The following is a 24,466-nucleotide window of genomic DNA, read 5'->3' on the forward strand; positions in this document are numbered from 1 at the left end:
CCTCGCGGCGTTCTCGCGGGACTTCAGTCGGCCAGCTCGGCGGCGATGAGCGGACCCAACGACTCCAGCACCTCGGCGTCCATCAACTCCGAATGGGCACAGTCGAGGGCGAGCACCCTCAGCTCTCCTCCGACGTGATTACGCCAGCCGTCTGAGGCCACCCCGGTCAGGTTCATCTCCAGCCGGGTGGCGTCGACGAAGAGCACGTCGCCGTCGTATCGACCGTAGTCCGCGCTCGCGGTCAATCGCTCTGCGGCGACGTAGTTCTCGACGACGCGGCCGATTTGCACGTCGTCGAGGATCGAGATCGCGTCGTCGCTGGAGCGCACCAAGGCGACCGCCTCCTCGACGGTCATCCGGGCACCGGGGTCGACGGCGAAGCCCATCTCCCGCAGCAGGCCGCCCAGCACGGTGGCCGGGTCGAACACGTCGGCGTCGGTGCCAACGTCGTTGCGCGCGTCGAGCATTCCCACGAACGTGACCTCGCGGCCGCGTCGCACCAGCTCCTCGGCAACCAGCAGTGCCATCGAGCCACCGAACGACCAGCCGAGCAGTCGAACCGGCCCCTGCGGGGCGACCTCGACGACCCTGTCGGTGTATTCGGCGGCGACGGTGTCGATGCGCTCGGGCAACGACCCGCCGTGAAACAGCGGCGACTGCAACCCGTAGAGCGGAACATCCTGCGGCAGATGCCGTTTCAGTCCGGCGAACTGCCAGGCCAGCCCGCTGGCCGGAGCCAGGCAGAACAGCGGAGCCGCCGCGCCGGCCGCGCGCAACGGGAGCACGGGGGCCAAGCCGTCGACGGTCTCGCCGAACTCGTCGAGCAGCGCGGCCACCTCGGCGACCGTCGGGGCGACCATTAGACTTGCCACCGGCACGTCGACCTCGAGCTCCCGCCGAATGACCGACGCCAGCCGCACCAGCAGCAGCGAATGGCCGCCGAGGGCGAAGAAGTCGTCGTCGACGCTCGTCACGGCCACCCCGAGCACGTCGGAGAACAGCTCGCACAGCCGCTGCTGCAACGGCGTCTCCGGGGGTCGTCCAGTGCCCGAGACGATCTGCGGATCCGGAAGTGCCTTGCGATCCAGCTTGCCGCTGGGCGTCAACGGATACGACGCGAGCTCGACGAACGCCGACGGCACCATGTGGATCGGCAGGGACGCGAGCGCGTGCGTCCGCAACGTGTCGCTCCCCGGCGTCTCGACCCCCTCGGCGGACAGGTAATAAGCCACCAGCACATCACCGCGGACGACGACGCGTGCCGATGCCACCGCCGGATGGGAGCCCAGAACGGTCTCGATCTCGCCGGGTTCGATCCTGACACCGCGCAGCTTGATCTGCTCGTCGGTTCGGCCTAGATACTCCAGCATCCCGTCCCGCCGCCAGCGCACGGCGTCACCGGTGCGGTACATCCGGGCGCCGTCCTCGAACGGACTGGCCACGAAGCTCGCCGCCGTCAACCCGTGCCGGTGCAGGTAGCCGTCGGCCAGTTGGACGCCGGCCAGGTACAGCTCGCCGGGGGCACCCACCGGGACGGGGTTGAGATACGGGTCGAGCACGTACGCGCGGACGTTCCAGCCCGGAACCCCCAGGGCCACCGGGCCACCGTCGGCGGTCCACCCGAGGACGTCGACCGACGCCTCGGTGGGGCCGTACAGGTTGTGCAGCGGTACGTCGAGCACGGCAGCGAACCGCGCCGCCACGTCGGCCGACAGCGCCTCGCCGCCGACGGTGACCCGGGTCAGCGACGTGCACAGCTCGGCCCGCGGCTCGTCGAGGAACAGCTCGAGCATCGACGGCACGAAGTCGACCGCGGTGACCCGTTGCGACACGATCGCCTCGGCCAGGTATCCGGGGTCCCGGTGCCCACCGGGGCGGGCGATCACCAGTGTCGCGCCAACGCTCAAGGGCCAGAACACCTCCCACACGGAGGTGTCGAAGCTGATCGGCGTCTTCACCAGCATCCTGTCCTCGGATCCGAGCGGGTAGGCGTCCTGCAGCCACGCGATGCGGTTCACGATGCCCGCGTGCGGCACCGCGACGCCCTTGGGCCGTCCCGTCGACCCGGAGGTGTACAGCACGTAGGCCAGCTGTCGTGGGTCGACGTCGGCCGGCGCCACCGCCGGGTCGCCACTGGCACACACCACCGTGTACGGATCGTTCAGTACGACGGCGGGGTTGGCGTCGGCGATCATGAACGCCAACCGATCCGGCGGGTACTCGGGGTCCAGAGCCAGGAAGGCGGCACCCGACTTCGCGACGGCGACCAGGGCGACGATCAGCTCCACCGAGCGGGCCAGCGACACCCCGACGACGGCACCGGGGTGCACACCGTCCTCGACGAGTTGGGTCGCCAGGCGGTCCGACCACGCGTCGAGCTCGGCGTAGCTCAGCTCCCGCCCCTCGAACGTCACGGCCGTCGCGGTCGGCGTTCGCGACGCCTGCCGAGACACCAACGCGCCCAGCCCCGTCGACGTCACGTCGTGATCGGTACGGTTGCGCTCGGCCACCAGGTTCTCGAGCTCACCGTCACCCAGCAGCTCGACGGCCCCGATCGGCAGGTCGACGCCCATCGCCGCTGCGCCGAGGATGCGCACCAACCGGGTCGCCAGGGTGCGCACCGTCACCTCGTCGAACAGGTCGGCCCCGTACTCGCCCATGATCGTGGCGCCGCCCTCGACGCCCCGGTCGACCACCGTGAAGCCGAGGTCGAACATGGCCGCCGACGAGTCGGGCTCGACCCATTGCGTGGGCAGGCCGAACATGTCGGCGTCCGCACCGTCGCGCCGATGGGACCCCACGAAGACGCCGAACAGCGGGTTGCGGCCTGCGACGCGCGGCGGGTTGAGATCCTCGACGAGTCGCTCGAACGGCAACTCCTGGTGGGCGAATGCGGCCAGGTCGGCCGTGCGGACTCGCGCCAGGAGATCGCGGAACGACGGGTTGCCCGACACGTCGACCCGCAGCACCACGGTGTTGACGAAGAAACCGATCACGTCGTCGAGAGCCGCGTCGGCTCGCCCGGCGACCGGTGTTCCGACGACGATGTCGTCCCCGGCGCCCAACCGGTGCAGCAGCACCGCGACCGCGGCATGCGCCACCATCAGCACGCTGACCTGATGTTCGGCCGCCAGATTGCGCACTGCGGCAGCGACTTCCGGCGGCAGGTCCACGGTGACGGTGCCCCCGACGCCGCTGGGTCTCGTCGGCCTCGGCCGATCGGTCGGCAGGGTCAGCTCGTCGGGTGCGCCGGCGAGCGCCGCGCGCCAGAAGGACAGCTGGTCGTCGCCGATGGACGCCAGCAGGTCACGTTGCCACAGTGCGTAATCCGCGTACTGCACCGGCAGGTCGGGCAGTTGCGGATCGGCGCCGGCGACCCGCGCCTCGTACGCGCGGTTGAGGTCGGCGACGAAGGGGGCGTCCGACCACTCGTCGGTGGCGATGTGGTGCAGCAACACCACCACGGTGTGGTCGTCGGCGGCGACCCGGATGACGTCGACCCGCAACGGGATCTCCGAGGACAGGTCGAAGGCGTGGGCCGTCGAGGCCGAGACCTGCGCCGCGACCTCGGTCTCGGCGCGGTCGAGCACCCGCAGCGGGACGGGGGTTCCCGACGGCAAGATTCGTTGGAACGGGATGCCGTCCCGGTCGCCGAACACCGTCCGCAGCGCTTCGTGCCGGCCGACGACGTCGCCGAGCGCGGCACCCAGCGCGTCGACGTCGAGCGGGCCACGGACCCGGAACACCAGCGGGTAGTCGTAGGCCAGCCCGGTCTCGCCAAGGCGATCGAGGATCAATAGGCGCTCCTGCGCCGGTGAGGTCGGCACCACCTCGGGGTGGCGCGCCGCCACCAACGCCGGGCGTGGCGCCCGGGCGGTCGGCTGCGAATCCACCACGGCCGCAAGCGCTCCTACCGTTGGCGCGTCGAAGACATCGCGGATCGACGTCTCGACTCCCAGCGCCGCCCGAACGGCACCGATCAGGCGGATGCTCAGCAGGGAGTGGCCACCGAGGTCGAAGAAGTCGTCGTCCACGCCGACGTCGTCGAGGTCCAGCACCTCGGCGAAGATCCGGCAGAGCGCCTCCTCGGCGGCGGTCTGGGGCGCTCGGCTGGGTGCGCGTTGGGTGGCGGGGTCGACCTGAGGCAGGGCTCGCACGTCGAGCTTTCCGTTGTCGGTCAACGGAAGCCGGTCGAGCACCGCGATCGCCGACGGCACCATGTAGCCGGGCAGCGCGCCCTTGAGGTGGGTGCGCACCTCGCCGACCAGCGACGCGGCGTCCTCGTCGGAGAGCGCCGCACCACCCGTGGGCACCACGTAGGCGATCAGCTGATGCGAGCCGGAGGTCTTCGGGTCGGGGCGGGCGACCACCGCGGCCTGCGCCACCCGCGGATGGGCGGCGACGGCACTCTGCACGTCGCCGACTTCGACGCGATAGCCGCGGATCTTCACCTGGTCGTCCGTGCGCCCGAGGAAGTCGAGGTTGCCGGCGCGGTCCTCGGTGGCGCGGCGGCGCACCACCAGGTCGCCCGTCCGGTACATCCGGCCGTCGGTCTCGAACGGGTTGGCCACGAACCGGCTCGCGCTCAACCCCGGCTGCCCGAGGTATCCGCGGGCCAGACCTGCGCCGGCGATGTAGAGCTCTCCCGCGACACCGTCGGGCACTGGCCGCAACCATGGGTCGAGGATGTGCGCCCGGGTGTTCCAGATCGGCGTTCCGACGGTCGACGTCGCGCTGTCGTCGGTCCCGCCACCGAGGGTGTTGATGGTGTATTCGGTGGGGCCGTAGAGGTTGTAGCCGTAGCTGGTGTCGCTGTCGCGCAACCGGTCCCAGACCGCGGCCGACACCGCCTCGCCACCCAGCAGCACCAGGACCGGCGGGTGGCCGTCACGCGCGAGCAGGCCCTGGTCGAACAGCAGCTGAGCGTAGGTGGGTGTCACGTTGACGACGTCGACCTCGTGGCGATGACAGTAGGCGACCAATGCGGTGGCGTCCCTGCGCAAGTCCTCGTCGCAGATGTGGACCTCGTGGCCCTCGACGAGCCACAGCAGCTCCTCCCACGACATGTCGAAGGAGAACGACACCGTGTGGGCGATCCGCAGTCGCCGCCCACCGGCCTTGGCGATGGCCGGCGCGAAGATCGCCTCGCGGTGGTTGAGGTGCATGTTGGTCAGCCCACGATGCGGGGTGACGACGCCCTTCGGCGTGCCCGTCGACCCCGAGGTGTAGATGACGTACGCGGGGTGGTCCAGCGACGCCGTGACACCGTCCCAGTCCGGGGCGTGGGCGGCGAGTCGGCCGGCCACGTCCTCGTCGTCGAGCACGACGACCGGGCAGCACGACGGCGTTACGGCCGCGATGCGCGACGCCACGGCCGTCGTCGTCAACAGTGCGACCGGTCCCGCGTCGGCGAGCATGATTGCCAGCCGCTCGTCCGGGTAGTCCAGCTCGAGCGGCAGGTAGGCGGCCCCAGCGCGCAACACCGCGAACAGCGCGACCACCGCGTCGACGGACCGCGGAATGGCAAGGGCGACCGTCTGTTCGGGACCGACACCACTACCCCGCAGCAGGCGGGCCAGGCGGTTGACCCGCTCGTCGAGCACACCGTAGTCGACGGTGTCGTCCCCGCAGACCAGTGCCGTCGCCCGGGGTGATTCCGCGCAACGTTCGGCCAGCAGGTCCATGACCGTCGCGGCGGGCAGGTCGTGGCGGGTCGCCTCGTCGTGCTGCGCCAAGGCGGTGGTCTCGGTAGGCAGCAGCATGGGCACCGCCGCCAGAGTCGCCGCACCGGCGGCGATGTGGAGCATGGTCTGGCGCAGCCGGTCGAGTAGCCGTTGGGCGTCGGCGCGGTCCACCACGTCCGGTCGGTACTCGAGTTTCACCCAGAGCTCCCGGCCGGGAGAGGCCACCCAGGTCAGCGGGTAGTGCGACGCGTCGACCGAATCGTGGCCGACGATGCCGTATTCGGTCTCCATGTCGGTGAAGGTGTCGTCGTCGAGGAAGTTCTGCAGCACGTAGAGACTGTCGAACAGCGGGCCGCTGCCCGATCCCAGTGCGCGCTGGACGTCGCCGAGACCAAGGTATTCGTGGTCCATCAGGGCCAGTCGTTCGGACTGGACGGCCCGCATCGTCTCGGTGAGCGAGCGGCCCGGTTCGAGCCGCACCCGCGTCGGGACGGTGTTGAGAAACAGCCCGATGACGTCCTCGATGCCCTCGAGATCGGTCGGCCGGCCGGCCACGGTAGATCCGAAGACGACGTCGTCGCTGCCGGTTTCGTACGCCAGCACCATGGCCAGCGCCGTCCCGATGAGGGCGTTGAGCGTGACGCCGGCGTCGCGGGCCGCCTGCAGCAGTGCCGCGCTCTGGTCCTCGGTCAGCGTGAAGTCCAGACGCAGGGCCAGCGTGGGTTCGGTGCCCACGGCGGCGGGGACCAGCAGGGTGGGGGCGGCGAGGTCGGCCAGCGCCGTGGCCCACCGCTGAGCCGACGCGTCGCGGTCCTGGCCGCCGAGCCACCGTAGATAGTCGGTGAAGTGGGCGATCGGCTCGGGCAGCCGGGCTGCGACACCGGTTCTGGCGGCGGCGTATTCGGCAAACAGCTCACGCAGCAGCTGCTCCCGGGACCAGCCGTCCAGCAGCAGGAAGTGGTAGCTGAAGATCAGCCGGTCGCGGTCGGCGGTCCGCACGATCGTCATCCTGGCCAACGGCGGTGAGGCCAGGTCGAAGGTGCGGAGCCGGTCGGCGGCGGTGACCTCCGCCAACCGGGCGTCGAGGTCGGCGGGTGCCACGTCGGTCAGGTCGACCAGTTCCGGCTCACAGACCGGGTCCGTCGCGATCGCGGCAACGGGATGCGGCAGGCCATCAGCCAGGAACGCCGATCGCAGCACCGGGTTGCGGGTCATCACCGCCGAGTACGCGCTGCGCAGGGCGTCGGGGTCGACGGGCTCGGTGAACTCGAAGACGTTCTGCACGATGTACACCGCCGCTTGGGCGTAGCTGGCTTGAAAGTACACCCCCTCCTGCAGGGGGGACAGCGGCCAGATGTCCAGCACCGCAGTCGACGTCGCAGCCGTCACCCGGTCGACGTCGGCCTGGGACAGCTCGACGAACCTCAGGTCCGACGGCGTGAGGGCCGGCGTCGACGGGCCGCCCGCGAGCCCACCGAACTCGCGCAGCGCCGCCGTCCAGTGCTCCGCCAGAGCGAGGACCGAGTCCTCGCCGAGCTCGCCGTCGGCGTAGGTGAGCGTCGCCCGCAGCACCGGTCCGTCGACGGTGTCGTCGCAGATCGCGTTGATCTCGAGCAGGTAGGGCGTGCCGAGGTCGGGGTCGGGTGCACCGCGGAGCGCGGCGACCTCCGGTGCGGAGTCCCAGTCCGCGGTGCCGTCGGCTGCCCACCGGCCGAGGTAGTTGAACAGCAGCTGCGGTGCAGGCAGACGCCCGAGCGCCGCGGCGGTGCGGGGATTGCAGTAGCGCAGCTGACCGAATCCCAGGCCGCCGTCGGCGACGGCGCGCAGTCGCTCCTTGGTCTCCTTGAGCACGGTGACGTGGTCGCCGCTCGCGTTGGCGGACAACCGCACCGGCGCGATCGCGGTGAACCAGCCGACGGTGCGCGTCAGGTCGAGCTCGCCCCAGCCGTCGCGGCCGTGACGCTCCAGGTCCAGCACGAGTGGCGCGTCCGGGTTGCCGCCTCTGGCGCTGCGCCAGCGTCGTACGGCCACGGACAAGGCGGCCACCAACGTCTCGGTGACGTCGGCGTTGGCCAGCGCGGGCACCGACGTCAGCAGTGGCGCCGTCTCGGCCGCCGTCAGACGCACCTCGTGGTCTCGGGTCGAGCCGACGGTCAGACCCACCGTGGAGGCCCGGTCGTCGAGTTCACCACCCGGCGCCAGAGTCGTCGCCCAGTGGTCGAACTCCGCCAGTCGGGCTGCCTGCTGGGCACTTTCGTTGACGATCCTGGCGTAGGACCGGATCGAGGTCGGCACCGCCGACAACGCGGGCCGGCTGCCGGTGCGCACCCGGTCGAAGGCCTCCCGCAGGTCGTCGCCGAGGATGCGCCAGGAGACGCCGTCGACCGCGAGGTGGTGCACCGTCAGCAGGAGTCGGCCCTGCCGCTGCGGCCCGAGGTCGAACCACACGGCGTCTACCAACGCCCCCGCCCCGGGGTCGAGGCGATCGGCGGCGGCATCGGACTGAAGGCCGATCGCATCGACGAGATCGTCGCCGGTGAGCCCGGTGCCGTCGATGCGCAGTACCGAGACCCGCGGCGCCACAGCCGCTTCCAGCGACCAGAGCATGGGTGCGGGCCGATGCAGTCGCATCCCGAGCGCGTCGTGACGCCCGACGACGGCGTTGACGGTCGCGTCGAGCTGCCCGGCCGTCGCTCCGGCCGGTACGAGGAGCAGCTCGGCCTGGTTGAGCCGGTCGACGCCGCCACCGAGCTCGGCGAGCCGCTGCACGATGGGCGTCACCATGACCTCGCCGAGGTCCGGTCCGGCGTCGGTGTCGTCGACGGCCGCCGCTCGCGGCGCCGCGGCGTCGGCCTCGTCGGCGAGCGCGGCGGGCGTCCGGTTGACGAACACCTGCTGCGGGGTGATCCGGACGCCCTGGCGGCGAGCCCGGTTCACCAGCTGGATGGCGACGATGCTGTCGCCCCCCATGGTGAAGAAGTCGTCGTCGACTCCGATCGTCGTGCCGAGGATCTCGGAGAACAGCGCCGCCAACAGCTCTGCCGTGCTCCCCGGCGGGTCGACGTCCGCGACGGGTCGGGGGGCCGGCGCCTCGGTGGGGGCGGGCAGCGCGGCGCGGTCCAGCTTGCCGTTGACCGTCAACGGCAGGGACTCCAAGACCACCAGCGCGGACGGCACCATGTAGTCGGGCAGCCGGGTGCCGAGCTGCGCACGGACCTCGGCGACGTCGAGATGGGTTCGGCCGACGAGGTATCCGACCAACCGGCTACGGCCCGTCTCGTCCTGGCGGACCGCGGCGGCGGCGTTCGCCACGTCGGCGATGGCGGCGAGCGCCGACTCGACCTCACCGAGCTCGATCCGGTAACCACGCACCTTGACCTGGTGGTCGGAGCGCCCGACGTAGACGAGCTGCCCATCCTCTGTCCACATCGCGGTGTCGCCGCTGCGATAGAGCCTCATCCCGTCGCCGTCGAACGGATTGGCCACGAAGCGGGCCGCGGTCAGGCCCGGCTTGCCGACGTATCCGCGGGCGATCTGGCCACCCGCGACGTAGATCTCGCCGACCACCCCCGCGGGCACGGGCACGAGGGCGTCGTCCAGCAGGTGCATGCGGAGTCCGGGAATCGCGTCTCCGATGACGCTGCCGGTCGCGGCCGCATCGGCGATCTCGAGCGGACGGTGCGAGACGTGCACGCAGGTCTCGGTGATGCCGTACATGTTGACCAGCCGCGGCGAGTCGGCGTCGTGCCGGTCGTACCAGGCGGCCAGGCGGCTGGCGTCCAGCGCCTCGCCGCCGAAGACCACGTAGCGCAGTGGGCCCAGCACCGGGGCGCGCCGCCGGTCGGCCTCGATCAGCGGGTAGAACGCCGAGGGGGTCTGGTTCAGCACCGTCACCCGCTCGGACGCCAACAGGTCCAGGAAGCGGTCGGGATCCCGGGCGACGGCCTGCTCGACGACGACCAGGTGGCCGCCGTGCAGTAGCGGACCCCACAGCTCCCACACCGAGAAGTCGAACGCCGCGGAGTGGAACATCGTCCAGACGTCGTCGTGGCCAAAGTCGAACAGCGTTGCGGTGCCGTCGAACAGCGCGGCGACGTTGCGGTGGGTGACCGCCACGCCCTTGGGCACGCCGGTGGAACCGGAGGTGTAGATGACGTAGGCGGCGTGGTCGGCATCCGACTGCGGCGCGGGCGCGGATCCGGCGCTCTGCTGGGCGGCGTCCCCGACGATCACCACCGGGGTCGAGGGCGACGAGAGCGAGCCGGGTAGCCGGTCGGCCCGGTCGACCAGGAGGCAGACCGGTGCCGAGTCGGTGACGATGTGCCGCAGACGCGCCTCCGGTGAGTCCACGTCCAACGGCACGTACGTGCCGCCCGCCTTCACCACGGCGAGTAGCGCGACGATCAGATCCAGGGACCGTGGCAGCGCGACGGCCACCCGGGATTCGGGCCGGACTCCGAGCTCGGTCAGCGTCGCGGCGACCGCCGACGCCCGTTCGTCGAGCTGGGCGTAGGTGAGGCGGTCCGCCCCGCAGCTGACCGCGGTGCGGTCGGCGTGGGCCGCGGCGGTTGCGGCGAAGGCGTCGACGAGCGTGCGGTCGGGGCCACGGCGGGACTGCGTCGCGGCGACGAGGTCGCGCTCGGCGTCGGTGCGCAGGTCGACGTCGCCGACGGCGGTGTCCGGCGTCTCGGTGAACGCCGCCAGGAGCCGCTCGACGCGCTCGGCGAAGCGGTCCGCCTGAGCGGCGGTGACCGCTGCGGTGTCGTACTTGATCTCGACGGTCAGGCGGTCGTCGAGGTAGGCGACGAGCGACACCGGGTAGTGCGGTGAATCGGTGCCGGTGAAGCCCTGAAAGCGAAGGGCCCGTGCGTCGTCCGACGGGACGCTCGCCACCGTGGGGAAGTTCTCGACGACCACCATGGTGTCGAAGAACTTGCGCACTCCGGCAAGCCGGGCCAGCTCGGCCAGACCCAGGTGCTGGGCGTCCAGCACCGCGCTCTGATGGTCCTGCAGGGCGGCCATCACCGCCGCGACGGACGTGTCGTGGTCCCAGGCCATCGGCACCGGCACCGTGTTGATGAGGAGCCCGACGATGGACTCGGTGCCCGCGAGCTCGCCGCCGCGCCCGGAGACCGTCGACCCGAACACCACGCGCCGCCGGCCGAGAAGCCGTCCGAGCAGCAGCCCCCACGCCCCGTGCACCACCGTGCCGAGGGTGACGCCCCGTTCCCGGGCCATCCGTGTCAGCGCCGCGGTGCGGTCGGCCGAGAGGTAACGCACCGAACTGCGATGCTCACCAACGGCTTTGGTCTCGTCGAAGAGCCGAGTCGGCTCGACCCCGGCCAGAGCCGCCGCCCAGGTCTGCCGGGCCGCCTCCCGGTCGCCACCGCGGACGGCGTCGACGTGGTCGCGCAGCGTTGCGGTCAACGGGGTCAGGCCCCCGCCGAGGCCGAGCGCCGCGTTGTAGTGCGTGACGACGTCACCGAACATCACGGGGTACGACCAGCCGTCGGCGACGATGTGGTGCGTGGTCTGAACCAGCCGATGGTCCTCGGCGGTCAGCGACACCAGCGCGTAGCGGATCAGTGGCGGTGCCGCGAGGTCGAACGGTCGCGACAGTTGTTCGCGCGCAACGTCGTCAAGTCGCTGGTGCGCGGTGCGCTCATCGAGGGTCTTCGCGTCGACCACGTCGAGCGCGACGGGCAGGTCGGCCCAGACGACCTGCGCGATCCGGCCGTCGCGCAGCTCGTGGAACCCGGCCCGCAAGCCCTGGTGTCGCGCCACGACGGCACTCAGGCTGTCGCGCAACGCCTCCGGGTCGACCGGTCCGGTCAGCTCGGCGATCTGCTGTACGCGGTAGACGTCGACGTGGTCGTCGGAGTCCGCACCGAGGGCGCCGTGGAAGTACATGCCCTCCTGCAGAGGCAGCAGCGGCAGGACGTCCTCGACGGGTCCGGTCGACTGCCAGTCGTCCAGGTCGGCCTGGGTGACGTCGACGAGCGGGAAGTCCGACGGCGTGTGACCGGTGAGCGCGTCGCACCGGGTCAGCGCCGTCAGCGCGGCCGACCACAGGGTGGCCAGCTCGTCGATGCCGTCGGCGTCCAGCAGGCCGCCCGGCCAGGCGAGCGTGACGGTCAGGCGGGTGCCGTCCGGACCGTCCTCGGCGATGACGTTGATCTCCAGTGCCACCGCGGGATTGGTGGGGTCGACGCCCTCGCGCAGCCCGCCGAACTCGGCGACGGGTTCCCAGGCCGTGCCGCTGCCGCCCGAGAACCGTCCGAGGTAGTTGAAGAGGATCTGGGGGGCGGCCCCGCGGACGGGCCGCTCGGCGTCGAGGTGGCGCAGCACGCCGTAGCCCAGGCCGCGGCTGGGCGTCGAGCGCAGTTGATCCTTGACCGCCTTGACCGCGGCCGCGAGTTCCTGGCCAGCCTCCAGTACGTCGCTCCAGTCGAGCGTGCCGGGATCGACGCGCACCGGGTAGATCGCGGTGAACCACCCGACGGTGCGGGACGGGTCCAGATTCCCCGCGACCAGTTCGGGTTCGCGGCCGTGTCCTTCGAGGTTGACCACCGCAGCACTCGCATCGTGCCCACGGTCGGCGCGCCAGCGGGCCAGCGCCACCGCCAGCGCGCCGAGCAGCACGTCGTTGACCCCGCCGTGGATGGCCGCCGGGACCGAGGTGAGCAGTGCCGAGCTGACGTCGCCCGGGAGCGAGAAGCTGTGCGATCGAACGGTCTTCGCCGTGTCCACGTCCCCGTCGAGCGGCCGGTGGCCGAGGTCGGGGTCGGCCGTCGACAGCACGTCGTTCCAGTAGGGCGCCTCGGCGTCGAACCGCGTCTCGGCGATGGCGCTCGACCACGTGCGGAACGACGTCGGGACGGCGTCCAGCGCGGCGGGCCGGCCGGCGGCGACGGCCGCCCAGGCGGTTGCCAGGTCCTCGGTGATGATGCGCCACGACACACCGTCGACGACCAGGTGGTGGACGACCAGCAGGAGTTGACCGTCGCGGTACCAGACGGCGCGGACCATCCGACCGTCCTCGGGGTCGAGGTCGGCGGCTGCCGCGGTAGTGGCCGCAGCGACGTCGGACGCGGCGAGACTGCCGTCGCGGACGGTCACCACCGAGTCCGCCGGCACGGTCTCCGCCGGCACCCACAGCGTCCAGCCGTCGGCGCCGACGTCGAGTCGCGCACGCAACATGTCATGGCTGTCCAACACGGCCTGCAGCACGGCTATGAGCTGACCGTTGGTGATCCCAGCCGGCGTGGCCACCACCATCGACTGGTAGAAGTTGGCCAATGGCGTGTTGGCGTCGGCGGTTTCGGCGAGCATGGGCGTCGCGGCGATCGTGCCGACACCGCTGTCGGGTTCGGCGGGCACCGTCGGCGCGGAGGACTCGACGACGGCGGCCAGCGCCGCCACGGTCCGGCGGCGGAAGACGTCGCGCGGGGTGAGGTGCAGACCTGCCTTGCGCGCCCGACCCGACACCGCGATCGACGAGATGCTGTCGCCGCCGAGGGTGAAGAAGTCGTCGTCGATGCCGACGTGCGGCAGACCCAGCACCTCGGCGAAGACGTTGGCCAGCAACGCTTCCCGGTCGTCCCTTGGGTCGCGAGACTCACCCGCGGCCGGGACGACGGGTTCCGGCAGCGCACGGACGTCGAGCTTGCCGTTCACGGTCAGTGGGATCTCGTCGACGAACCCGTACAGCGCGGGCACCATGTAGTCGGGCAGGGTCTGCGACACCGCCGCGCGGAGTTCGGCGGCGAACGCCTCCAGGTCCGTTCGCGGCTCGTCCTGCACGACGTAGCAGACCAGTTGCTTCACCGACGCCGACGGGCCGGGCCGCGCGACGGCGACGGCCTGCCGCACCCCCGGCAGCGCGGACAGTGCCGCCGCGACCTCGCCGAGTTCCACCCGGTAGCCGCGGATCTTTACCTGGTCGTCGCTGCGGCCGAAGAAGTCCAGCGTGCCGCCGGCATCCGGCCGGCGGGCGACCAGGTCGCCCGTGCGGTACATCCGGCCACCGTCGGAGAACGGATCGGCGACGAACCGGTCGGCGGTCAGGGCGGGCCGGTCTAGATAGCCCCGCGCCAGACCGGCGCCGGCGATGTACAACTCGCCGACCACGCCGTCGCCCACGGGACGCAACCACGAGTCGAGCACGTACGCCCGGGTGTTCCAAATGGGTTGCCCGACAGTTGGACTGGCACTGTCATCGGTGCCTGCGCCCAGGGTGTTGATGGTGTACTCGGTCGGACCGTAGAGGTTGTACCCGGTGCCGTCCGGCAGGTCGCGGAGGCGACGCCAGACCTCGTCGGACACGGCCTCACCACCGAGCAGCACCAAAGTCGGCGCATGAGAACCCGCGTCCAGTAGGCCTTGCTCGAACAGGTGATACGCATAGCTCGGCGTCACGTTGACGACGTCGATGCGGTGCTCGTGGCAGTACGCCACCAATGCCGTGGCGTCTCTGCGCAACTCCTCGTCGCAGATGTGCACCTCGTGCCCCTCGACGAGCCACAGCAGCTCCTCCCAGGACATGTCGAAGGAGAACGACACCGTGTGTGCCACGCGCAGCCGTCGGCCGCCTGCCGTGGCGATCGCCGGTTCGAAGATCTCGGCCCGGTGGTTGAGCTGCATGTTGGTCAGACCGCGGTACGGCGTCACCACGCCCTTCGGGCGTCCGGTGGAGCCCGAGGTGAAGATGACGTAGGCCGGGTGGTCGAGGCGTTGCGCCCCGGCACTTCTCGCGAACGTGCCGAGTTCGGCCTCGGTGAGTGCCGTCGTCGACGTGGCGGCCAACGCGTCGCGGACCGTCGGGTCGTCGAGCCGCAGGACGTCACCGCCGCGGCGCTCCTGGTGCTCGGCCACCTCGGCGCTCGCGCCATGGCAGACCAGCAGCACCGGGCGGCCGTCGTCGACCATCGCGGTGAGCCGCGCCAGCGGGTAGTCCCGCTCCAGCGGCAGATAGGCGGCGCCGGTGCGCAACACGGCGAACAGGGCCACCACCATGTCCACCGACCGCGGCAGCGCCAGTGCGACGATGCGCTCGGGGCCCGCGCCGCCGTCGAGCAGTCGGCGGGCCAGCTGGTTGATCCGGCCGTCGAGGTCGGCGTAGGTCAGCCGAGTGTCGCCGAAGACCAGCGCGGTCTCGTCGGGGCAGACGCGCACCCGCTCGGCCAGCAGGTCGGCGATGGTGTCCTCGCCGATGTCGTGTTCGGTGCAACGCCATTGCACGTCGAGCGCCGCGCGCTCGGCGGGCAGGGCCAGGTCGAGATAGCCCACCGCGGCGTCCGGCTGGGTCAGGAGCAGGTCGACGGCCCGGACGAGCCGCTCGACCATGGCCGCCGCGGCATGCGCGTCGACGACGTCGGGCCGGTACTCGAGTTTGATCGTCAGCCGCTCGCCCGGGGTCAGCACCCACGTGAGCGGATAGTGCGTGGTGTCGACGAAGTCGACGCCGATGATGCCGTGCTGACGCTCGAAGTCGGTGAACGTGTCGTCGTCGAGGAAGTTCTGCAGGACGTAGAGCGTGTCGAACAGCGGCTGGTGACCGGTGCTGCGGGTGACCTCACCGAGCCCGACGTACTCGTGTGCCATGAGGTCGAGCCGGAAGTCCTCGACCCGCCGAAGGAGTTCGGCCACCGTCATGTTCGGCGCCGTCTGGATGCGTACCGGGACGGTGTTGAGGAACTGTCCGATCACGTTCTCGACACCGGGGAGCTCGGGCGGGCGGCCCGCGACGGTGGTGCCGAACACGACGTCGGTGCTTCCCGTCTCGAAGCCCAGCACCATGCCCAGCGCCGTGGTCAGAACCGTGTTGGCCGTCGTCGGCCGGGTCCTGGTGTGCTCCTCGAGTCGGGTGGTCACCTCGTCGGACAGCTCGCCGTAGACGCGTCGGGGCAGTGCGGGTTCGCGGCCGACCGCATCCGGCGCCACCAGTGTCGCCTCGGACAGCCCGGCCAGGGCGTCGGACCAGGCCCGGATGGATGCGTCCTGGTCCTGCTCGTCGACCCATCGCAGGTAGTCGACGTAGGTGCTGCCGACCGCGGGCAGGGCTCCTCGGATACCACGGGAGTCATACAGCGCGAACAACTCTCGGAGCACGAGTTCACGGGACCAGCCGTCCCATAGCAGGAAGTGGCAGGTGAGGAGCAGCCTGTCCCCAAGTCCCGGCCGCCGGATCACCGTCAGTCGGACCAGGGGTGGCATGCGAAGGTCGAAGGGCTTCTCGGCGTCGGCGCGCATGACCTCGGCGAGCTGATCGGCGACCGCCTCCGGCGTCAGGTCCGACAGGTCGACCAGCGCGACGTCGGCGGGCACGAAGCGACCCACGTACTGCACGGGTCGCGTCAGATCCTCGCTGGTGAAGCCGGCCCGCAGGTTGTCGTGACGGGACAGCAGCGCGCCGAACGCCGTGCGCATCGCATCGACGTCGAGCTGGCGGTCGAAGTCGAAGACGTTCTGCGCCAGATAGGTGTTGACGTCGTCGGTGTAGGTGGATTGGTAGTAGACGCCCTGCTGCAGTGGCGACAGCGGCCACACGTCCTGCACCTCGACGGGGCAGCCCTCGACCAGGCGGGCCAGCTCGTCGTCGGCCAGGCCGTGCCACGCCGCGGTCGGGGCGTCCTCGGGTGCGGGCTCGGACGCCGCGCCACGGGTAGCCAACACGTCTTCCAGTGCGCGGGGGGTGCGCAGCTGGAACAGCTCCTTGGTCTGGATCGTCACGTCGGTGCCCGCGAGGCGGTTGACCACCCGCAGCGCCAGCAGGCTGTCCCCGCCGAGGGCGAAGAAGTCGTCGTCGATGCCGATCGGGTCCCCGCCGATGCCGAGCACGTCTTGGAAGACACCGCAGATCAACGATTCTCGCGACGTCCGCGGACCGATCCTGGAGATCGAGAGCATGGGCTCCGGGAGTGTCGCGCGGTCGCGCTTGCCGTTGGGCAGTAGCGGGACCTCGGGCAGCTGGGTCACCGTCGCGGGCACCAGGTGGGTGGGCAATCGGTCGGCGAGCGCGGCGCGAATCGTCGCCTGGTCGACCGGCGATGCGCCCCGAGCCACCACGTAGGAGTCCAGCCGGGCCGAACCGTGGGCGCCGTGGTGAACGGTGACGACGGCGTGGGCGATGCCGGGCAGGTCCACCAGTTCCGCCTCGACCTCCCCCAGCTCGACGCGAAAACCGTTGATCTTGACCTGGTCGTCGGCGCGACCGACGAATTCGACCTCACCGCTCGGGGTCCAGCGGGCCAGATCGCCCGTCCGATAGAGCCTTTCCCCGTCCGCGCTGAAGGGGTCGGCGACGAAGCGGGTGGCGGTCGTGCCGCCCTGACCGTGATAGCCGCGGGCCAGTTGGTCTCCGCCCACGTAGATCTCGCCGACGAATCCAGGTGCCACCGGCGCGAGGTCGTGTCCCAGCAGCAGGATGCGCACTCCCGGCACGGGTCGGCCCAGGGTGACCGGGCCGTCGGTGGCCACCGCCCCGGCGAGCACGTCGCCGGTCACCTCGGAAGACCCGTAGGAGTTCACGATCTCGGCAGCCGGCGACACCCGACGCAGCGCGGCGACGGTGGCGTCGTCGAGTGCCTCGCCGCTGCAGATCCACCGCCGGAGGTGGCCCAGACCCGCGGGTGCCGATTCGGTCATCGCCATGGCCAGGCTCGGCACGACGAGAAGCTGGGTGGCACCGGCACTCTCGACCAGGGCGGCGAGCGCGGCGGCGTCGCGGGCGGTGTCCTCGTCGGCGATCACCGTGGTGGCACCGGCCGCCAGCGCGCCCAGCAGTTCGGTGGTGCCGTCGACGAAGCTCGCCGAGCTCTTGGCGACCCGCACGTCGTCCTGGTCGTGCGACCACGCCTCTGCGGCCCACCGCAGGCGGTTGGCCAGCGCGCCATGGGTTCCGACGGTGCCCTTGGGCCGTCCGGTGCTCCCGGAGGTGTAGACGACCGATGCCGCGTCGTCGAGTCCGACCTCGACGGTGCCGTACCGCTCCGCCGGGCGAGCGTCGACGGGGACGGTAGGCAGGTCGTGCGGCGGCAACCGTCGGCTGTCGGTGACGATCACGCGGGGCCGGGTGTCGTTCAGCATGAGAGCGATTCGGGTCTCGGGATACCGAGGGTCGACGGGTAGATACGCCGCACCGGCCCGCAAGACCGCCAGTAGCGCGACCGCCAGGTCGGTGGTGCGGCCGGTGGCCACCGCCACCACGTCGCCGCGTCGCACACCGGCCTCGACGAGCGCGCTCGCCAACCGGGTCGCCTCCCCGTCCAGGTCTGCGTAGGTCAGCCGTCCCGCGCCATCGGCGACGGCCACGGCGTTCGGCACGCGGCGCACCTGGTCGTCCAACGCGTCCAGGACGGTACCCCGCCACGCCGGTGCCCCGGTGCCGGCGGCCAGCACCGCGTCACGTTCGGCGGGTGTTAGTAATTCGACTTCGCCACAGGGCATGTCGCTGGCGGCGACGATCGTGGCGAGGATGCGTTGGTAGAACTCCAGGACGCGGCGCGCCGTCGCGGAGTCGACGACACCGAGGTCATGAGTCATCGCGACGGTGAAGGGGACGGCCGGCTTGACCATCAGGGTCAGTGGATAGTGCGGTGCCTCGACGACGTCGACCGACGCGACCCGAATGCCGGAGTCCGGGTGCTCCGGGGCCGGATTGTTCTCGACGACCACTAGGGTGTCGAACAGGTCGTCGATGCCGACGGCCTGCTGGACGTCGGCGAGGGCCACGTGGTGGCATTCGAGCAGCGCGGTCTGCGCGTCGGCGTAGCGACGGACGACGGTCTCGAGGGAATCCCCAGTGGTCCAACCTGTTCGAGCCGCGACGGTGTTGATCAGCAGCCCGACCATGTCGTCGATGCCCGCGACGTCGAGCCCGCGGCCCGAGACCGTGGAGCCGAAGACGACGTCGGTGCGCCCGGTCAGCCGACCCACCGCAATGCCCCACGCCGCGCCGACGACGGCGCCGACGGTGACGCCGTGACGCGCGGCCCACTGCACGAGGTCCCCGGCGAGGTCTGGTGCCAGGACCGCGTCGACCTTGCCGAAGCCCTCGGCGGGGGACGTTCGGCGCGGCAACGCGTCGACCAGTCGGGTCGGTCCCTCGACGTCGTCCAACTCGGCTCGCCACGCGGTCAGGGCCTGCTCGCCCGGGGCCGTGGTGATTGCATTCAGATAATCGGCGTAACGGGGTGCGGCGGGCAGTGGTGCGCTCGCGTCGGCGTGCAGGGCCAGGAGTTCGCGCAGGACGATCGGCACCGACCAACCGTCGGCGACCACGTGGTGGACGGTCTGAATCAGAACGTGCCGATCGGCTGACAGCCTGATCAGCGCATAGCGCATCAACGGCGGTCGGGCCAGGTCGAACGGCCGGCTGCGCTGCTCGGCGGCCACGTCGTAAACCCGCCCCGCGGCCGTTTCGGCATCGGCATCAGCGAGATCGACCGATTGCCAGGGCATCTCGAGCGGTGGGCCGATCACCGAGACGACGCTGCCGTCGTCGGTGGGCCGGAAGGCGGCACCGAGATGCGGGTGCCGCTCGAGGATGCGGTTGGCGGCGGTACGCAGACGCTCACCGTCCACCGATCCACTCAGCTCGACGATCTGCTGGACCACGTACGGGTCGATCTCGGCGTAGGTGGAGTGGAAGTAGATGCCGGCCTGCAGCGGTGACGGCGGCAGCACGTCGCGCACGTTCCCGAACGAGTCGACGTCCGCCTGGCTGAGCGTGACCAGCGGGAAGTCCGACGGTGTTGGCCCGCTCACCGCGTCGCTGGCCGCGATGGCACCCAGAATCTCGTTCCACAGGACCGAAAGGGCTCGTACCCGTGCCTGATCCAGGATGCCGGCGGGCCAGCTGAACGTGGCCTGCAGCCGCGGGCCCTCGTCGGTGTCCACGGTGACGGCGTTGACCTCGAGGGCCCTCGGCAGCGGCATGCGGGGATCGCGGTCCTCGGCGACGGCGCCCTCGACGAGGGTCCACGGGGCATCCCCCGCACCGCTGAACCTGCCCAGGTAGTTGAACAACACCTGCGGCTGGACCACCAGGTCCGGGCGCGCCCGGCCCGAGAGGTAGCGCAGCGCACCGTAGCTCAAACCGTTGCGGGGCACCGCCCGCAGCTGGTCCTTGACCGCCTTGACGGCGGCGCCCAGCTCCCGGCCACCGGACGTCAGGCGCTCCCACGGTGCCGCACCGGGATCCACCCGGACGGGAAACAGGGTGGTGAACCAGCCGAGCGTGCGGGTGAGGTCGAGGTGCTCGCCCATCTCACCGAGGTGTTCGGCCTCGCGGCCGTGCCCCTCCAGTTCCAGGGACACCGAGGACGATTCGCCGTCACGCCACTCGGTCAGCGCCATCGCCAGCGCCGCCACCAGGATGTCGTCCACGCCTCCGCGGATGGCGTTGGGCACCGGTCCCAGCAGGCGGGCCGTGACGGCCGCGTCGAGGCGCACCGTCAGCCTCTCCTCGGTCGCCACCACGTCGACGGCCAGGTCCAGCGGTCTGCTGCCGATCGGGGGTTCGGCCGAGGCGCGCGCGACACGCAGCCAATGGTCTTCGTCGGCGGCGAAGACGCCGCTTCTCGTCGCGGTGCGTAGCGCATCGGACCACTGGCGGAGCGGTGTGTCCGTCGATGCGAGCGTGATCGGCTGTCCTGCTTGCACATTGGTCCACGCCGCGGTGAGATCATCGCCCAGCAGCCGCAGCGAGACGCCGTCGACGACGACGTGATGCAGCACGAGGATCAGACGTCCGGGCAGGCCGGCGCCGGCGTCGAGCCACACGACCTCGATCATGCGTCCGCGGCGAGGGTCGAGGCGGGCCACTGCCTGCGAACGCTGCTCGGCCGTCACGGCGTCCGCGTCGCCGTCGAGAGGCACCCTGGAGAGCACGTCGGCCGCCGTCGTCGCGCCGCGCGGGGGCACCGTCAGCCCAGTGGCGCCCGTGCTGGCGCGCAGGACGTCGTGGCCGTCGAGCAGGGCGTCGACCATGGTGGTGAGCGCTGCCATCGTCAACCCGGTGGGGGTGTGCAGCGTGACCGACTGGAAGAACCCGTCCATCGCGTTCCCGACTTCGTCGAGCCACGCCAGGATCGGGGTCGCGCCGACCTCTCCGACCGGATCGACGGCAGCGCGTGGTGCGGTGTCCACGTCGGTTGCCACATGGGCCAATTCGGCCGGGGTACGGGAGGTGAAGACGTCGCGTGGGCGTAGTCGCAGCCCGATCTTGCGGGCGCGACTGATCAGGCCCATCGCCACGATGCTGTCGCCACCCATGGCGAAGAAGTCGGCATCGGCGCCGACGTCGGGCACCCCGAGGAGTTGGGCGAAGATGTCGCAAATGGCCTGGGTGCGCGGGTCACTCGGCGCGACGCCGGTGCCGGTGACCGCCGTCGGCGGTGCCGGCAGCGCCCGCCGGTCCAGCTTGCCGTTCGCGGTGACCGGAAACTCGTCGAGGACCATCACCGTCGTGGGCACCATGTGCTCCGGCAGCTTCGACGCGCACCAGCCCAGGAGATCGTCGGGCGTGAGGTCGGTGCTGGTGACGACGTAACCGGTCAACTGCGCTCCACCAGAGGGGGTTTGCCGCAGAATGACCGCCGCATGGCGCACCTTGGGGTGCGCTGCCAGGATGACCTCGATCTCCTCGAGTTCCACCCGCATCCCACGGATCTTGACCTGATTGTCGGCCCGGCCGAGGAATTCGAGGACGCCCTCGGCGGTCCACCGCGCGAGGTCGCCGGTGCGATACATCCTCGATCCGTCACCGTCGAAGGGGTTGGCGACGAAGCGTGACCCGGTCAGTCCCGGGGCGTGAATGTAGCCGCGGCCCAACAGGAATCCCGCGGCGTAGAGCTCGCCGCCGACGCCGACCGGGACCGGGTGGAGGTCGTCGTCGAGGACGTAGAGCTGGGTGTGCGGGTTCGGCCGCCCGATGGAGGTCTCGATGCGTTCGGCACTGTCGCGGTAGACGACGTGCGAGACGCCGATGGTGGCCTCGGCCGGTCCGTAGCCGTGGTAGAGCGTCGTGCTCAGTTGCGAGCGGAACCTGTCGAACAGTGCCGGGGTGAGAACCTCCCCACCGCACCACACGTGTTCGAGCCCGGACAGCAGGCTGGTCCCCTGGGCGAGATCGAGGAGCACGTCGAGCATCGACGACACCAGGTAGACGAAGGTGACCTTCTCCCGCGAGATGAGGTCGAGCAGGTACTGCGGGTCGCGTTCACCGCCGGGGTCGGCCACGACGACGAATCCACCGGAGACCAGCGGGAGCAGGATCTCGTTGACGGAGATGTCGAACGACAACGGCGCCTTGAACAGTGAGGCGTCACCCGGACCGAACCCGAGGACCTCCTCGACCTGCCAGGTGAGCCGCTCGGCGATGGCCTCGTGACGGATCATCGCACCCTTGGGCCGCCCGGTCGACCCCGAGGTGAAGATGACGTAGGCCAGCTGACTGCCGTCGACGGTGACCGTCGGCGCGGCTGTCGGAAGGTCCGCGAAAGACCATGCCTCGAGGTCGATCTCGACCGGCGTCGGATCCCCCGGCATGGCTGCACCCGGCATCATCACGGCGCAGATGGCCCTGGTGTCCGAGAGCACCTGGCGCCTGCGTTCGGCGGGCCACTGAGGATCGACGGGAACGAAGGCCCCACCGGCGGCGAGAATCGCGAGCGTCGCCACCACCATCTCCGCAGAGCGCGGCAACGCGATCGCCACCATCTGTTCGTGCTCGACTCCGGTGGCCCGCAGATGATTGGCGAGTTGGTACGCGCGCTCGGCCAATTCGCGATAGGTCAGCCGCACGTCCCCCGCGACGACGGCCAGCGCGTCGGGGGTCAACTCGACCTGCTGGGCGAAGGCCGCCGTCACCGTCGTCGTGGTGTCGGGCCAGCTCTGGTCGTTCCACTTGCGCAGCAAGTCCAGCCGCGCACTGGAGGTCAGCCCGTCGTCGATGTCGGTGGTCGTCATGTCTCTGGTTGCTCCCCGTGAGAATGGTCGGCTGCCCAGGCGCGCCACAGCTGGGCATAGCGCCCACCGGCCGCGACCAGGTCGTGGTGGCTTCCTTCTTCGACGACCCGGCCGTGGGCCATCACGATCACCCGGTCCGCAGACGCGGCCTGGGTGAGGCGGTGCGCGATGATCAGCGTCGTGCGGCCCGCCGTCGCGGCGGCGGCGGCGCGCTCCAGTTCCCGGGCGCCCTGGCTTCCGGCCTCGGCGGTGGCCTCGTCCAAGACCGCGACGGTGGGGTCACCGAGCAGCAGACGCGCCAGCGCAAGTTGTTGTGCCTGAGCCGATGTCAGCTCATGGCCGCCCTCGCCGACGACTGTGTCGAGTCCGTCGTCGAGTGTCGCGACCCAGACGTCGGCGCCCACCGCCCTCAGAGCGTCGCGCACCTCGTCCTCGGTGGCATCGGCCTTCGCCAGCCTGAGGTCCTCGACGAGGCGTCCGGCGAAGACGTGCACTTCCTGGCTGACGATCGCAACGTGCTTGCGGCGCTGCTCGTGGGTCAGACTGGACATCTCGACGCCGCCGATGCGCACGACCCCTCGTCGGGGTGACACTGCGCCAGTGGCGATCGAGGCCACCGTGGACTTGCCGGCGCCGGTCGCACCAACGAGGGCCACGCGCCGTCCGGACTCGACGCGGACGTCGACCCCCCGCACGACGTCGTGTTCACCGTCGTAGCTGAAGTGCAGGTCGACGAGTTCCAGCGATGCGTCCCGGGGCTCCGGTCCGGGGGCCGTCAACCAACGGCCGGGCTCGTCGGGCATGTTCACCAACCCGACGAGGCGCGCCAAGCTCGCACCGGCGTCCTGGGCCTCGTCGAACGTGAACAGCAGTTCGCTGATGGGGCTGAACAGGCGATGGAAGAGCAGCGCCGCCGCGGTCGTCTGACCCACCGTGCCGTCGCCGGTCTTCACCACCCAGAAGCCGGTCACGAGGATGACGGCCAGCCCGACGAACTCGGCGCGGTTGATGCGACCGACGAATCGGGTGAAGAGTGTGAACACCGCCAGCGAGATGTCACGCACGCGCGCCGAGGCGGTGGCAACGGCGTTCTGGTGCTCGGCGTGCAAGTCGTAGGCGTGGACCGTCGGCGCGCCGATCATGCTCTCCATCAACACCTGTGAGCGTTCGGCGATGGCCCGGCGCTCCTCGGCGTACCGCGGCGCCGACCGTGGCAGGTACCACCGCAGCGCGAGGACGTAGAGCGGGACGGCCACCGCGCCGGCGAGGCCGAGGCGCCAGTCCAGACCGGCCATCGCGGCGAGTGAGAGAGCGCCCAGCAGGATCGACGAGAACATCGTCGGGATGACGTCGGAGACCGCCTTGCCGATCGTGGCGACGTCGGTACTCACGCGGGAGAGCACGTCGCCGCGTCCGACGCGTTCGACGACCGCCGTCGGCAGCGTCAGGGCCCGCTCGACCCCGGCCTCGCGCACGTCGGCCAGCGCGATCGCGCCGAGCCGTCCGATCAGGTAGTCGGACAACCCATTCGCCAATCCGCCCACGACTGCGGCGATGGTGAGGACGACGGCGATCATCACGATCACCGACGGTGGCGATCCGTCGACGATGCGGTCGACGAGCACCCCGAGCACGTACACGGGCAGCACCGCGGCGGCGGCGGCGATGAGGCCGACCAGCAGGGTCGCCGATCCCGCTCCAGCACGGTGGCGCATCTCCCGGCGCAGCCAGGCCCACGTCTCCGGACCGGTCGCCACCGGGAGGATGTCGCCGGCGACGGTCGCGCCCGCGCTCATCGCAACCCTCGGCTC

At 70.9% G+C, this 24,466-nt stretch carries 2 protein-coding genes; both read right to left on the bottom strand.

The window, feature by feature from the left end; genetic code table 11:
• Positions 1-23 precede the first annotated feature (23 nt).
• Complete coding sequence (locus ABZ195_RS23395) at positions 24-22,655, bottom strand: non-ribosomal peptide synthase/polyketide synthase (protein ID WP_355221980.1); 22,632 nt, start codon at positions 22,653-22,655, stop codon at positions 24-26.
• Positions 22,652-24,451 carry an ABC transporter ATP-binding protein gene (locus ABZ195_RS23400; protein WP_355221981.1) on the bottom strand — a complete coding sequence of 600 codons (1,800 nt, stop codon included), beginning with the start codon at positions 24,449-24,451 and terminating at the stop codon, positions 22,652-22,654. Before ABZ195_RS23400 ends, ABZ195_RS23395 begins: the two co-directional genes overlap by 4 nt.
• Positions 24,452-24,466: the final 15 nt, after the last annotated feature.

It is taken from the genome of Mycobacterium sp. NPDC006124 (genome assembly GCF_040614235.1).
In the GTDB taxonomy this organism is placed as follows: domain Bacteria; phylum Actinomycetota; class Actinomycetes; order Mycobacteriales; family Mycobacteriaceae; genus Mycobacterium.

Excerpts from the sequence above, each read along its gene's own strand:
- ABZ195_RS23400 (WP_355221981.1), bottom strand. The coding sequence starts at position 24,451 with ATGAGCGCGGGCGCGACCGTCGCCGGCGACATCCTCCCGGTGGCGACC.
- ABZ195_RS23395 (WP_355221980.1), bottom strand. The coding sequence starts at position 22,655 with ATGACGACCACCGACATCGACGACGGGCTGACCTCCAGTGCGCGGCTG.